General features: G+C 69.9%; 11 protein-coding genes and 1 pseudogene. 7 read left to right on the forward strand and 5 right to left on the reverse strand.

Annotation, left to right across the window (positions count from 1 at the left end):
* Nucleotides 1–104 precede the first annotated feature (104 nt).
* Nucleotides 105–941, reverse strand: coding sequence for an IclR family transcriptional regulator (locus tag ON37_RS07700; RefSeq protein ID WP_245553104.1), 837 nt, complete (start codon nt 939–941; stop codon nt 105–107).
* Between the two features lie 178 nt (nt 942–1,119).
* On the opposite strand from ON37_RS07700, the gene ON37_RS33425 reads away from it, so the two are divergent.
* The 5 genes from ON37_RS33425 to ON37_RS07725 all read left to right on the forward strand — a co-directional run bounded on the left by ON37_RS33425 (nt 1,120) and on the right by ON37_RS07725 (nt 3,143).
* Complete coding sequence (locus ON37_RS33425) at nt 1,120–1,284, forward strand: hypothetical protein (protein WP_168441338.1); 165 nt, start codon at nt 1,120–1,122, stop codon at nt 1,282–1,284.
* 94 nt (nt 1,285–1,378) lie between these two features.
* Nucleotides 1,379–1,555, forward strand: a complete 177-nt coding sequence (locus ON37_RS07710) for a ribbon-helix-helix domain-containing protein (protein ID WP_040718120.1) — start codon at nt 1,379–1,381, stop codon at nt 1,553–1,555.
* Between the two features lies 1 nt (nt 1,556).
* On the forward strand, nt 1,557–1,901 hold the full coding sequence (locus ON37_RS07715) for a VOC family protein (protein WP_040718121.1): 345 nt from the start codon (nt 1,557–1,559) through the stop codon (nt 1,899–1,901).
* On the forward strand, nt 1,894–2,748 hold the full coding sequence (locus ON37_RS07720; protein WP_040718122.1) for a class I SAM-dependent methyltransferase: 855 nt from the start codon (nt 1,894–1,896) through the stop codon (nt 2,746–2,748). The genes ON37_RS07715 and ON37_RS07720 overlap by 8 nt, the downstream gene beginning before the upstream one ends.
* A 26-nt stretch (nt 2,749–2,774) precedes the next feature.
* Complete coding sequence (locus tag ON37_RS07725; protein ID WP_040718123.1) at nt 2,775–3,143, forward strand: ACT domain-containing protein; 369 nt, start codon at nt 2,775–2,777, stop codon at nt 3,141–3,143.
* A 1-nt stretch (nt 3,144) separates the two neighbouring features.
* Here the strand turns inward: ON37_RS07725 and ON37_RS07730 are convergent, their stop codons facing one another.
* Complete coding sequence (locus tag ON37_RS07730; RefSeq protein WP_245553105.1) at nt 3,145–4,767, reverse strand: HNH endonuclease; 1,623 nt, start codon at nt 4,765–4,767, stop codon at nt 3,145–3,147.
* An 89-nt stretch (nt 4,768–4,856) separates the two neighbouring features.
* Between ON37_RS07730 and ON37_RS07735 the strand changes: the two genes are divergently transcribed.
* Nucleotides 4,857–5,330 (forward strand): hypothetical protein, encoded by a 474-nt coding sequence (locus tag ON37_RS07735; RefSeq protein ID WP_040718125.1) that lies wholly within the window; start codon nt 4,857–4,859, stop codon nt 5,328–5,330.
* A 48-nt stretch (nt 5,331–5,378) separates the two neighbouring features.
* On the opposite strand, the gene pabB is transcribed toward ON37_RS07735, so the two are convergent.
* On the reverse strand, nt 5,379–7,610 hold the full coding sequence (gene pabB / locus ON37_RS07740) for an aminodeoxychorismate synthase component I (protein WP_210742562.1): 2,232 nt from the start codon (nt 7,608–7,610) through the stop codon (nt 5,379–5,381).
* Between the two features lie 76 nt (nt 7,611–7,686).
* On the opposite strand from pabB, the gene ON37_RS07745 reads away from it, so the two are divergent.
* Nucleotides 7,687–8,751 (forward strand): phosphotransferase family protein, encoded by a 1,065-nt coding sequence (locus ON37_RS07745; protein ID WP_083892807.1) that lies wholly within the window; start codon nt 7,687–7,689, stop codon nt 8,749–8,751.
* A 7-nt stretch (nt 8,752–8,758) separates the two neighbouring features.
* Here ON37_RS07745 and trpB read toward each other — a convergent pair.
* A pseudogene (trpB, locus tag ON37_RS07750) lies at nt 8,759–9,999 on the reverse strand (tryptophan synthase subunit beta).
* Nucleotides 10,000–10,138: 139 nt separating this feature from the next.
* Nucleotides 10,139–12,163 carry an alpha/beta fold hydrolase gene (locus ON37_RS34560; RefSeq protein ID WP_306306465.1) on the reverse strand — a complete coding sequence of 675 codons (2,025 nt, stop codon included), beginning with the start codon at nt 12,161–12,163 and terminating at the stop codon, nt 10,139–10,141.
* Between the last annotated feature and the right edge of the window lie 99 nt (nt 12,164–12,262).

A 12,262-nucleotide genomic window follows, 5' to 3' on the forward strand; every position in this document is an offset into this window, starting at 1 on the left:
GGTGCGGCGCATCACAACCACCGCACTGTGTCACGCGCATCCGCGGTGACGGCCGCCCTTTCCGCTCAGCGAGACCGGGCCCGGACAGTCCGCGCTACGGGTGACTACGCGGGACTCGCCGCGGCCGCGCGGTCGCTGCGGCCCGCGGGACGTCGGCCGCGAACCTCGGGGGTCAGTGCCCGGGACGTGCGGGCCGCGGCCTCCGCCACCAGCGGTGCGAGCCGCTCGATGCCGGCGAAACTCGTTTCCCCACACAGGCAGATCGCCGCCAGCGGGCCCTGCGGGCCCCGAATCGCGGCAGCCACACTGGGCAGCATCCGCCCCACCATCGCATTGGCGTACTCGCCGCGGTCGAAGGACAGACCGCGGTTGCGGCGGATCCGGTTCAACTCGCGGTGCAGGCTCGGCAGGTCCCAGCCGCGGCCGCGCGCGGGATTCGACAACTGCTTGCCGAGCAGGGCCTCCACCTCCTCCGGCGGCAACCAGGCCAGCATGGCTCGGCCGCCGGTCGTGAGATGGGCGTAGCTGCGGCGGCCGACGTGCGATTCCAGGGTGCGCGCGAACGGGCCACCGAGTTTGTCCAGGAAGACCTCGTCGGCGCCCTCGAGCGCCGCCAGATGCACCACCATGCCGGTCCGCAGTTGCAGTTCGTGCAGGTGTTCGGCGGCGGCCGCGCGAATTTCGCCGTGCCGGCCATCGTGCCCGCCCAGGCCGAGGGCCCGGCGGCCCAGGCAGTAGCCGGACGGGGTGTGCTCGAGCCAGTGCAGCTTCACCAGCTGCTCCAGGATCCGGTGCGCGGTCGAGCGGGGCAGGCCGCTACGGGTGCAGATCTCGACCAGGCTCAGCCGCGTCGATCGTTGCTCGAACATATCGAGGATGAGGGTCATCCGCTCCACCATCGAGGGCGGCAGGGACCGGGATGCCGAGGTTGCCAGTGGCATCGATGCCTCCGATCGTGAGTAACTTCCGTTCCGCCTGCCTCGGTCGGGCGAGAACCGGAACGGACACCCGAGTGTAGTGACCTCGAACACAGCGCGGGTGCCGGGTGCGTTCGCCGCGCTGACCCGGACGGGCGTTCGACCGAGCTCCGCTGCGCGCTACCACGGCTATCGTGAAGGTATGGGCGTGTTCGGTGAGATGTTTCCCGGCAAGAAGCTGACCGACGAGAGCGGCGGGGACAGCGACGGGCAGGAGTACCGGCCGCGGCTGGACCTCGACCTGGACGCCGGCGTGATCCGGTTTGCCGGCCCGGCGCCGCGGGCACAGGACGAATCCGCCGAATAGGCGAGCCGCCCGTTCTTCGATCGGTCACTCGGCCAGGGATATTTATGCGATGCCCATCTAGCAATCTAGGTTGCTAGCATGTTAGCCTCGGACCGTGGGTACCGAGGAAGTGAAGCAGTTCAACGTGTATCTGCCGGTCGAGTTGATCAAGCAGGTCAAGTTCCGGGCGGTCGAGTCGGAGATGTCGCTGTCGGCGCTCGTGGCCGAAGCGCTGCGGGCTTATCTCGGTACCGAGGCCGGATCCGGGCGCGAAGCAGAAGAGGAGAAGTGATATGGCCGATCGAGGGATCGAGGCGATCTTTCTGGAAACCCACAACTGGGGTAAGTCCGCGAAGTTCTTCCAGCAGCTGGGGTTCGAGCTGGAGTTCGCGACCGATCACAATTCCGGACAGCTGCGCAACGGTAACGGTCCCTATCTGTTCATCGCGGAGGTTCCGCCGGATCGCGAACCCGGCATGCAGGTGGTGCTGAAAGTTCCCGACGAACAAGGCTTTTCGGCCGACTCGCCGGTCGAGGTCGTATCCCCCTTCGCCGACACCCACTACGGGACCCGGGAGATGACGGTGCGCGATCCGGACGGGCGGACGTGGACCCTGCAGGCGGCCCGCGATGAGTGAGACCCGGCTCGATCAGGTGCCCGATCAGACGGCGGTGCGGGTGGCCCTCTGGCGCGCCGTCCATATGCAACTCGACCCGCCACCGCATGTACTCGACGACGAGATCGGCCTGCGTTTGGTCGATCCGCCCGCGGACTGGCGCGAGCGCGGCGATATGGATCCCGCGGCCACCAGCCGGTTCCGGGCGAGCATCGTGGCGCGGTCCCGATTCGTGGAGGACCTGCTCACCGAACAGGCCGGAACGGTCGATCAGTACGTGTTGCTCGGCGCCGGTCTGGAGACGTTCGCGCAGCGTCGGCCCGAAATCGCCGGGCGATTCCGGATTTTCGAGGTCGATCGGCCCGAGACGCAGGCGTGGAAGCGCCGCCGCCTGGTCGAGATCGGTTACCACCTGCCGGAGCGGTTGCGGTCGGTGCCGGTGGATTTCGAGCGGGACTCGTGGTGGGAGCGGTTGACCTCGGCCGGTTTCGACCCGTCCCGGCCCGCCGTGGTGGCCTCGCTGGGTGTGAGCATGTACCTGACCGACGCGGTCAATCGCGAGACGCTGGCACTGCTCGCGGGCTCGGCGGCCGGGAGCACGGTGGTGATGAGCTTCATGCCGCCGCTGGAACTGATCGACGAGCAGGATCAGCCCGGACGCCGCTTCGCGGAATCGGGTGCGGCGGCGTCCGGCACGCCGTTCCTCAGCTTCTACGCGCCCGAGCAGATGGTGGCGATGGCCCGCACGGCCGGATTCGCTACGGCCCGTCATATTTCCGCCGACGAGCTGAACCGGCGCTACTTCGCGGGCCGACCGGACGGACTGCGGACCTCCAACGGTGAGGAACTGCTGGTGGCCACCACCTGACCCACCGGCCCACCTACGATCGGCAGATGCCGAAATCCCCGCGACTACATATCGTCCCGTCCCGGTTCAGCGTCGACCATCTGCCGACCGCGACCTTCCCCGAAGACGACGAATGGGTGGCGCTGGTCCGGGCGCCGGAGGGATTGACCGTGATCCGGGAGGCGCCCCCGTGGGAGCGCGAGCGGTGCTGGGTGGGCCTGTACGCCGCCACACCCCGCGACCTCGACGAGGCGGGTGCGCTCGTGGCGATCCTGAACCCGCTGGCGGACTCGGGAATTCCGGTGTTCGTCGCCTCGACCTTCCACGCCGATCTGGTGCTGATCCCGGAAATCCGGCAGGAGGCCGGCGTCGAGGCGCTCACCGCGGCGGGATTCGAGGTCGTCGCGTCGGACTGAGTCAGATGTGCTCGCCCTTGTCCCGGTTGCAGCCGCGGCACAGGATCTGCAGATTCGCCACGCTGGAGGCGCCGCCGCGGCTGAGCGGAATGATGTGGTCGAATTCGAGATAGTGGGTGGATCCGCATTCGACACAGCGGCCGCCGTCGCGTTGCCACACCTGGGCTTTGATATCCGGTGCGATGGACCGGCTGTCGCGCCGACCGGGAGCGACGGTGAGCCGTTTGGCCACGCGCAGTGCGCCCTCCACGACGGCGGCGACCAATTCCGGTTCCGCGACCTCGAATTCGGCGCCGCCGCGCGCGGAGGTCGCGGCCACGGTGACCAGACCGTCGGCAACGGCCACGGAAACGGCCCTGGCCCAGGGGATTTCGATGCCCGCCCCCGGGCCGATGAAACGCAGCTTCTTGTTCGAGCAGATCAGCCGGCCCGCGACCGACCGGGTACCGCGTGCCGTGCGCCGGACCCGGGTGGCCGGGGTGTCGAGGTGGACGCGCTCGTCTGGATCCAGATGCAGATCCGGCACCGCGATGGCCGGAAGTTCACCGGCGCGCAGCCGGGACAGGATCCGCACCCGGCGCAGACTGCGCCGCAGCTCGTCCATGCCGGCGCCGCGCAGGCCGAGCGCGGCGACGGTGGCGTCGAACCGTTCCAGCTCCGCGGCACCGACGGTGCCGTCGGCCAGGGCGAACGCCGCCAGACGTTCCAGCTGCGCCGCGCCGGGACCACGCAGCGCGGCCAGCGCGGCGCCGGATTCGATCCGGTGCCGGCGCAGCTGCGTCCACAAACTCGCCCAGGCCGGACCGGTCGGGCCGTCGGCGGCCAGCACCCGCAACGCCTGCGGCCGCCAGCCGGCCAGATACTCGTCGATCTCCTCCGCGCAGGTCCGGCACGGCGCCGACGAGCCGATCAGGCGCCACCGCCGGCGCCCGCACCGCGGGCACGTCCGGGGGTCGGCGGGCGGGCGGGGCAGCGTCTCGTCGGACCAGCAGGAACCGTCCCACCAGCGCAGCAGCGCCGCATCGGTGGGGTCCGGATACCAGTCGGGGCGGTCGGAGTCCGGCGGCGGTGCGGGTGTGGCGATCTGCTTGCGGTGCAGCGAGATTCGAGCCGGATCTCCGATCGGCACGCCGAATTCGGCGAACAGGTCCGCGAGGGCGGTGCGCTGGATTCCGCCGGGTACGAACCACCAGCGTTCCTCGGCACGCCGGAACGCCCCGAAGATCGCGGCCCGCATCCCGGGCTCGGGCGCGATGTCGGCCCGGGCCACCAGACCGTGCGCATCCTCGACCGACAGGGCGGGGCCGGGCGGTGTCGCCGGTTGGTTCGCGGGGACGGAACCGCCGATGAGGATGGCCGCGATCGCGGCCTCGGCGCGGGGCAGCGACACCGACAGCCGTGCCGTCCCCGGCTGCGGATCCTGGTCCAGGGTCACCGCTTGTGAGTGGTGGCGCGGGGCGTTGTAGAACACCACATCCCGGGCCGACCGGACCCGGCCGTCGGCGGCCACCAGGATGGCGTGCGCATCCGGCAGCTCCGTCGAACGCCACGAGATCAGCACCGACAGAAGCGAAGTCGGGACCGGCGTCGCATCGCCGTCGAGGGTGGGCCGCATGGTTGTCATCGCCGGGAACTATGCCAGGGCGCGCCGACACGAATCGCGCGGTCGGCGCGGAGCTTCCGGTGACTGTCCCGGTGCGGCACAGTAGGGGTATGACGAACCCGAAGGGTGGCTCCGGGCGCAAGCCCAGCGGCGCGCGGGTACCGGGTGCGACGGAATTCCTGGCCGCCGCCCAGGCGGCCGCGCAGGCCGCGCAGACCGCGGCCGGTCAGGCTCTCGACGCCGCACAGGTCACCGCCGGCACCGCATTCGGCACGGCGGTCCGGCTGCCGCCGGCGTCGGTGCAGCTGGCCGCGCAACTTCCGGATCTGATCGAGAATCTGGCGACCGCCATCGACCGGCTCAACTCGACCATCGATCGCCTGGACCGCACCCTGGCCCTGGCCGATCCGGCCTTCGCGGCCTACGACCGGCTGCTGCCGCGGCTGGAGGCGGTGATCGCGCTGGGTGAGGACGTCCTCAGCCGATTGGCGAAGCTTCCCGGCATCTCGATGCTGGGCCGGCTGACCGGCCGCGAATCCGAACCGCCCGAGCCCGAGCCGCGGTCGCGGCGCCGGGGCAAATAGGCGCCGGGCAATCGGCTCCGGGGGCGATCGGCTCCGGGGACAACCGGCTCAGGCCCCCGCGACCGGCAATTGCGCCGCGGCCAGTACCGCACGCAGCGCGGCGGCGGCCTTGAGCACCATCTCGTGAAATTCGGCTTCCGCATCCGAGTCCAGCACGACCGCGCCGCCCGCACCGACGCGCCAGCCGTGCTCGTCGCGCACCGCCGTGCGGATCACGATATTGAGGTCCGCGGTGCCGCCGAGGCCGAGGAATCCGATGGTGCCCGAATAGATTCCGCGTGCCTCGGTCTCCAGCCCGTCGATGATCTCCATCGTCCGCAGCTTGGGCGCACCGGTCATCGAGCCCCCGGGAAAGCACGCGCGCAGGCAGTCGATCGCGTCGACCTCCGGCCGCAGCCGCCCGCGCACCGTACTCACCAGCTGATGCATCGTGGTGTAGGTCTCGGCGACCATGAGTTCGGGCACGTGCACGCTGTCCAGCTCGCAGACCCGGCCCAGATCGTTGCGCAGCAGATCGACGATCATCAGATTCTCGGCCCGGGTCTTGGGATCCAATTCCAACGCTCGGCGGAGATTGTCGTCCGCCTCGGGTGTGGCACCGCGCGGGGCGGTGCCCTTGATCGGTTTGGTCTCCACCGTGCGGGTGCGGTCGATCTTCAGGAACCGTTCCGGCGAGGAGCAGGCGATCTGTAGCTCGCCGAAGCGGAGGAAGGCCGCATACGGGGCCGGGTTGCTGCGCCGCAGAACCCGATAGACGTCGAGACCGGCTGCGGCGGAGTCGATTCCGACGTGATCGGTGATATTCACCTCGTAGCTTTCGCCGGCGCGCAGTTCGGCGTCGATGGCCGCGATATCGGCCAGGTAGCGGTCCCGTCCGCGGGTGAGCCCGGCGACGACGGCGGCCTCGTCGGCCGGTAGCGCCAGGGGTTCCGGCGCCGCCCGGTCCGGCAGGGCCGCGACGAGTGTCCGCATCTCGGCCAGCCAGCGGTGGTTGCTCGCGGCCGACGCGGCATCGGTCAGTGCGATCAGATGGGTGCGCCCCGCCACCTGGTCGATCACCACGAGCCGATCCGCGAATATCCACTGGGCATCGGGATAGGGAGAACGGTGCGCCGCGGCGGCCCCGCAGTCCGCCTTCATCTCGTAGCCCAGATATCCGACGTAACCACCGACGAAGTCGAACGGCACATCCGGGAACCGGAGCGCCCGTTCGCGTAACCGCGCCGACAGGTATTCCAGCACCGGGCGGGCGTCGGTGCGCACCCCGTCGCGGTCCTCGACCACGCAGCCGGCACCGACCCGGTAGCGAACCACCTCCGCCAGCGGACCCGAGGCATCTCCGACGAACGAGAACCGGTCCAGTCCCGGTTCGACGTGCGCGCTGTCGAGCCAGAACAGCGTCGGCGACTCTCGATACTTCTGCAGGACAAGCGTTTCCGCGTCCACGGCACGATCGATCACGGCGTGGAGAACGTCGAGGGCGGTCGCGGCCGGAGGCTCCGGCGCGGAGTCGCCGGCACCGGACACTCCGACCTCGGCCCGGCGGTCACGGTGGAGTCCGGCAGGTGACGGGCCGCGCCCGCCGGTATCCGTCCGCGGCGCGCTGCCGGCGCGTTCCCGTCGCGCCGCCCACTCACGGGTGAGGCGCGCGAAGTTCGTCAGCAGCGTCGTCCCGTATTCGCTCGAGATCGACTCCGGGTGGAATTGCACACCCCATTGCGGACGGTGGCGGTGGCGGACACCCATCAGCACACCGTCCGGCGCGGTCGCGGTGACGGCCAGCGCATCGGGCAGGGGCTGGGCGGCGCACAGCGAGTGGTAGCGCACGGCGAGGAAGTCGGCGGGCACGCCCGCGAACAGGTCGTCGCCGTCGTGGGTGATCCGATCCGGATATCCGTGCCGGGGTGCGGGCGCGGGAACGATCCGGCCGCCGGCGGCCAGCACGATGCCTTGATGTCCGAGGCAGACACCGAGCAGCGGTAGTTCGGACTGGTCGATCAGCGCCCGTGAGATACCGAAATCCCGTGCCACATCGGGTCGCCCGGGCCCGGGGGAGACGACGATGTTGTCGAACCGGTCCAGGTCCAGGTCCGCGAGTCGCGCCACCTCGTCGTTGCGGATCACGGTCGGCGCCACGCCGTTCACCGCGCCGATCAGCTGGAAGAGGTTGTAGGTGAACGAGTCGTAGTTGTCGACCAGCAACGTGCGCACCGGTGCGTGCGCGCCGCTCGTTCGGTCGCTGGTGGCCCCGCCCGGATCCCGGGGCCAGGTCGTGCTCATGGCATCACCGTATCCGGCGGCCACCGCCGGGCAGTGATGGCATATGCCTTCAGTTGTGCGGGTGCGGTGGTGCAGAATGTGGGGCATGTCTGAGGTGCAACCGGCCGAGGTCGAACGCGAGGTCGTCGACTTCGCGATCGTCGGCGAGTGGATGGATGAACAGGGCCTGCCCGGCGGTGCCTTCGAGGATGTGACCCCGCTCGGCGGCGGCACCCAGAACATCATGCTGCGATTCCGGCGCGGCGGCCGGGAGTTCGTGCTGCGGCGCGGCCCGAAACACCTGCGCCCCAAGAGCAACGACGTGATCCGTCGCGAATCGCGATTGCTGGGTGCGCTGGCCGGCACCGGCGTGCGCGCGCCCCGCGTCATCGCCGCCTGCCCCGACGAAGAGCTGATCGGTGCGGTGTTCTACCTGATGGAGCCGATCACCGGATTCAACCCGCAGAACGAACTGCCCGCACTGCATGCCGGCGACCCCGAGGTGCGGCGGCAGATGGGACTGTCGGCGGTCGAGTCCATCGCCCGGCTCGGCGCTCTCGACTACGAGGCGCTCGGTCTGTCCGATTACGGTAAGCCGGATGGTTTCCTGGAACGCCAGGTGCCGCGCTGGCTCGGCGAACTGGACTCCTACCGCAGCAACGACGGCTATCCGGGCCCGGAGATTCCCGGCGTGGACCGGGTCGGGGACTGGCTCGACCGCAATCGCCCGACCCGGTGGCGCCCCGGAATCCTGCACGGTGACTGCCACCTGGCCAACATGATGTTCTCCTACGACGGCCCCGAGGTCGCGGCCATGGTCGACTGGGAGATGTCCACCATCGGCGATCCGCTGCTGGACCTGGGCTGGCAGATCGCTACTCGCCCGGAACCGGGCACGACCGGTGCGGCCCTGGTCGGCAAGCTCGGGGCCGCGGGCGGCCTGCCGACGGCGGAGGAGATGATCGCCCACTACGCGACCTTCTCCGACCGCGACCTCGGGCACGCCACCTGGTACACGGTGCTGGCGTGTTTCAAGCTCGGCATCGTGCTGGAAGGCACCCACGCCCGCGCGTTCGCCGGCAAGGCGCCCAAACAGACCGGCGATTTCCTGCACGCCATCACCGTGGAACTGTTCGAGAAGGCGAACCGGCTGATCGAATGACCGGAGCTCAGCCCGCCTCGAGCAGTTCGGCCGCGATGGCGAGGTCCTTGTCACCCCGGCCCGACAGACACAGCAGGATCATCGAATCCTCGGCGATCGCGCCCCGGTCGGCCAGCTCCAGCAGATGCCCGACGGCGTGCGCGGATTCGAGGGCGGCGATGATGCCTTCGGTGCGGCACAGTGTGCGCAGCCCGCGCAGCGCGGTCGCATCGGTGGCGACCGCGTGGTCGATCCGGCCGATGTCCTTGAGGTAGCTCAACTCCGGGCCGACACCCGGATAGTCCAGACCCGCGGCGATGCTGTGGGTCCGGGCGATCTGGCCGTCACCGTCCTGCAGGACGTAGCTGAAGGAGCCGTCCATCTCGCCGGGCGTGCCCAGGCTGAGCGTCGCGGCGTGCTGACCGGTGTGTAGGCCGCGGCCCCCGGCCTCCACGCCGGTCAACCGCACCCCGGGGTCGCCGGTGAAGGCGTGGAACATCCCGATCGCGTTACTGCCGCCGCCGACACAGGCGATGATGTGGTCGGGCAGACGACCGGTCGCCGCGAGCAGTTGCGCCCGGGCCTCCGCCCCGATCCGGCTCTGGTGGTCGCGCACCATTCGCGGGTACGGCGCGGGCCCGGCGACCGTGCCGAACAGGAAATGCGTCGTCTCGGTGTGCGCCACCCAATCACGTACCGCTTCGGTGAGGCGGACTTCAGCCTGCGGTCGCCGGACCGCACCGCCCGCACCTCGGCGCCGAGCAAACGCATCCGTACGACATTGCTGTGCTGCCGGGCCATATCGTCGGCGCCCATGTAGACGATCGCCGAGAGCCCGAGCATCGAACAGACCGTGGCCACCGCGACCCCGTGCTGGCCGGCTCCCGTCTCGGCGACGATGCGGGTCTTACCCATCCGAGCCGCCAGCAGCCCCTGGCCGAGCGCGTTGTTGATCTTGTGCGCCCCGGTGTGCGTCATATCCTCGCGCTTGAGATAGACCCGGACGCCTGGTACCCCGAGCTCGGCGGCGAGCCGCGGCGCTTCGTGCAGCAGCGTGGGCCGGCCGATTCGATCGCGCAACAATTCGTCGAGTTCCCGATGGAATTCGGGATCGGCCCAGGCGCGCCGATGCGCGTCCTCCACTTCCATGAGCGCGGCCATCAGGCCCTCGGGAACGTAACGGCCGCCGAAAGCGCCGAATTGACCCCTGTCCTCGGGCCGGGGATCGTCCCAGCCGGTGGTGTGCGCTGCGGTATAACGGATCACCATTCGCATCACTGCTTTCTCTTCGCCGCTCGGCGGGACAGTCTGTGCCACGTGCGCGCACAGTCGGTCACCTACCGGCGACGAGATAGTTAACAGCACTGAAGAGGTGATATTCAGTGGTGGTGAACCGGCAGCGATTCACTCATCCGCAGCGTCGCAGCGCCTCCCGGACGGCGCGGGCGCGGGCATCGTCGAGAACCGCCGTGCCCAGGCGGTTCATCGCGTAGCCGAAACCGAGACCGGTTGCCGGATCCGCGAAACCGAACGATCCGCCGTAACCGGTGGTGCCGTAGGCGCGTTTGTCGCTGCCGAACCGGAAACTGCCGCAAGATTTCCGGAAGCCCAGGTGATAGCGACTGCGCGTCAACAGGACCAGATCGTCGGCGGGCACATCATCGACGGTGTCGGCGGTGGCGAGCCGATCCAGGATCGCCGGGGCGATGGGCAATTCGCCGGTCCGGCCCGCCGCCGCCCCGTAGACGCGCGCCAGCGAACGCGCGGTGCCCACCCCGCCCGCGGCCGGACTCTCCACGCCGAGGAATTCTCGCCGGGTGGCCCGCTCGGGCGCGCCGGTGCGCGGGCTGCTCAACGCTCGATAGGTCAGGCCGCGTCGCAGAAACAGCTGGATGCCGATGCGTAACGGCACATCTCGTTCATAACGCACCAGGTCGAGTCCGGTCGTCGCGGACAGGGTGGCCACCCGATCCAGGGGCTGCTCCGGCGGGAGGCCGATGAAGAAGTCGAGGCCGAGCGGGGCGGCGAAATCCTCGGCGAAGATCCGTCCCAGCGTGCGGCCCTGCGGGTCGACCCGCCGGAGCAGTTCACCCTGATACAGCCCGGCGGTGATCGGGTGGTAGCCCTGGCGGGTGCCCGGACTCCACAGCGGTTTCTGGTCCGCGAGGATTTCCGCGAGCCGGTCGTGGTCGGCCATATCCGCCAGCCGCACCACCCGGTCCAATACCGGCAGTCCCGCTCGGTGGTCGAGCAACTGCCGGACGGTGATCGCTTCCTTGCCGTGCGCGGCGAATTCCGGCCAGTACCGGGCGACCGGCGCCTGATAGTCGAGCAGTCCACGCGAGACGGCCGCGGCCACCACGAAGGCGGTCATCCCCTTCGTGGAGGAGAACACGGGCACCATGGTGTCGCGCTCCCATGCCAGCCCTCGCCGCCGATCTCGAAGCCCGCCCCACAGATCCACCACCGGGCGGTCGCCGTCGTAGACGGCGACCGCCGCGCCGATCTCGCCGCAGCGTTCGAAGTTGCGTCGAAACGCGTCCGCGACCGGCCCGAAACCGGGCGCCACCTCACCGTGGATCTCCGCAACCTCGCTCATAGTGCAACCGATGGTAACGGCCACCGTCGCGCCGGTACCCACGCCCCGCGACGGCCGCCGGTCACGCCGCGCGCACCGCCGGATACTCGGTGAGTAGTCGAGCACCGCGCGATACCAGGCCTCGGGCGCCTCGTGCATGAGGAGATGCCCGGCCGCGATCTCGACGTATTGTGCACCCGCGATGCCGTCGGCCAACTCCCGCGAATTCGCGGGGTCGACGAGCAGATCCTCGGTCGCCGCGATCACTCGGGTCGGCACCGTGATCCGGGCCAGGTCCGCCCGGGTGTCGACCACTCGCACGAGCTCGGCCTGCGCCCGGGCGCCGCCGGGAACGGTGGTCGCGATATCGGTGAGGTAGCGCGAATACTGTTCCGGCGACAGCGAATTGGTGAACGTGGTGCTGTAGCCGGCCGACAGCACCACGCGGGCGAAGGCATCGTGATCGTGCGCGGCGAGGGATCCGATCCACAGATCCAGGGCGAGCCGGAGGCGATTGTCGGGCCGCGCGAGGCCCGCGGCCAGGACGAGCCCGGTGACCCGGTCGGGGTGGCGCACGGCGGCTCGCACCGCGACGGCGGTGCCCAGCGAGAACCCGATGATCGGAAAGCGTTGTGCCCCGGCCGCCACCGCGGCCTCGACCAGTGCGTCGGCCAAACCGTCGAGGGTCAACGGGGTGTCGTCGGCCGGGTAATCCGAGCCGGTCACGGTGTGCTCGCGCGCCAGCAGCGGGATCAGCGAGCCGAAGTTGGCCTCGATGCCGCCGCCCGCGCCGTGCGCGAGGACGACCGCCGGGCCGCTACCGGTAACCGATGTGGTGAGTGAAATGTTCGTCATGGCGGCGACGTTAGGGTTTGACATGGATGTGAAGGTCAAGCCGCTGTGCGGGAGGTCACGATGCTGATCGGGGAGTTGGCCGCTGCCACCGGAGTGAGC

The organism is Nocardia veterana NBRC 100344 (genome assembly GCF_000308855.1).
Taxonomy (GTDB): Bacteria; Actinomycetota; Actinomycetes; order Mycobacteriales; family Mycobacteriaceae; genus Nocardia; species Nocardia veterana.